Source organism: Shewanella sp. 11B5 (genome assembly GCF_002836795.1).
GTDB classification, from domain to species: domain Bacteria; phylum Pseudomonadota; class Gammaproteobacteria; order Enterobacterales; family Shewanellaceae; genus Shewanella; species Shewanella frigidimarina.
On record NZ_PJAP01000787.1, the window covers coordinates 1 to 1746 of the forward strand.

Annotated in this window: 1 protein-coding gene and 1 pseudogene; both read left to right on the plus strand. The window is 42.6% G+C overall.

Annotated features, from left to right (window positions below):
* Positions 1 to 376 (plus strand): annotated as a pseudogene (locus CXF78_RS16445) (homoserine kinase); the annotation flags it as partial.
* A gap of 46 nt (positions 377 to 422) precedes the next feature.
* Positions 423 to 1706: a threonine synthase gene (thrC, locus tag CXF78_RS16450; protein WP_102037382.1), complete on the plus strand. Its 1284-nt coding sequence runs from the start codon at positions 423 to 425 to the stop codon at positions 1704 to 1706.
* Positions 1707 to 1746 lie beyond the last annotated feature (40 nt).

The window sequence follows — 1746 nt, forward strand, 5'->3', positions numbered from 1 at the left end:
TGCCAAAATGCGCGAATTGCTGCCGCAGCAATATGATAAGTCTGTAGCCATCGATTTTGGTCGTTATTTAAGTGCATTTGTTCACGCGAGTTATCAGCAAGACGCTGCTTTGGCAATTGAAATGCTGAAAGATGTTTTGGCCGAACCTTATCGTGCATCCGCAATACCTGGTTATACCGAAGCACGAGCGGCATTAGCTGAATTAGGCATGCTGACTAGCGGTATTTCTGGCAGCGGCCCCACATTGTTTAGTGTAACCGACGATTTAGCCTCCGCAGAAAAAGCCAAACAATGGTTGATGCAACATTATATTTCGGAGCAAGGTGGTTTTGCTCACGTTTGTAAATTAGATAAACTTGGCACGCGCTGCGTGTAACGCTCTCTTTCACATTATTGATATTGAAATTTAAAAGGCAGTCGCAATGGAATTATATAACTTAAAACACCCATCGCAGGTAGTTAACTTCAGTCAAGCGGTTCAACTGGGTTTAGGTAAAGATAGAGGATTGTTTTTCCCAAAGTCCATTCCTGTACTATCCAATATTGATGCATTACTGGCACTACCCTTTGCTGAGCGAAGCAAAAAAGTCTTGGGTGCTTGGTTAGCAGATGAACTCGGGCAGGAGAATGTTGATAAGCTTGTAGATAAAGCATTTACCTTCGATGTACCACTCGTTAAGGTTGATGATAAACGTGCTTGTTTAGAACTTTTTCATGGTCCGACATTAGCGTTTAAAGATTTTGGCGCACGGTTTATGGCTCAATGCGTTGATTTACTTGCCGGCAATAAAAAACTGACTATTTTAACCGCAACATCGGGTGATACTGGCGCTGCAGTAGCGGATGCATTTTACGGCCTAGATAACGTCAATGTAATGGTGTTATACCCCAAAGGTAAAATTAGTGAACTGCAAGAAAAGATGTTTACTACCTTAGGTAAAAATATTCATACCGTGGCAGTAACATCTGACTTTGATGCTTGTCAGCATCTGGTTAAACAAGCTTTTGATGACAGTGATGTTCGTGACGGCTTAGCGTTAAATTCTGCTAATTCGATTAATATTAGTCGTTTATTAGCTCAGATATGCTATTACTTTGAAGCGGTAGCGCAAGCAAAACAAGCTGGACATCATGAGCTTGTGATGTCTGTACCCAGTGGTAATTTTGGTAACTTAACCGCTGGGTTATTTGCTAAAGCCATGGGGTTACCAATTAAGCGTTTTATTGCTGCAACCAATAGTAATGACACGGTACCGCGTTATCTCACTGGTGGTGAATGGCAACCACATAAAACCGTGGCGACCATGTCTAATGCTATGGATGTGTCAGAGCCAAGCAATTGGCCTCGTGTAGAAGCGATTTGTGAGCAAATGGGCTGGCCGTTATCATTGGTAACTGGCGTGGCTCTTTCTGAAGATGCCACCGCTGGCGCCTTAGCAGAACTTTATCAGTTGGGTTATCAATCAGAGCCCCATGCGGCGATTGCAGCTCATGCATTAACGCTTGGGTTAACTAGTAAAGAAACTGGGGTGTTTCTTGGTACAGCGCATCCTGCTAAGTTTAAAGATGTGGTTGACCGTGAGTTGAACATTAATTTACCGTTACCTCCTGAATTAGCTGCAGTGGCACAAAAAACGATTTTATCTGCAGAATTAGATGCTGACTTTGACCAGCTTAAAGCGCATATGTATGCTGTGCTAAAGTAACCCCTTAGTTTCAGGTATCTAACACCTAATATCAATTGGA

Coding starts and splice junctions, on each gene's coding strand:
- thrC (WP_102037382.1), top strand. CDS start 423: ATGGAATTATATAACTTAAAACACCCATCGCAGGTAGTTAACTTCAGT.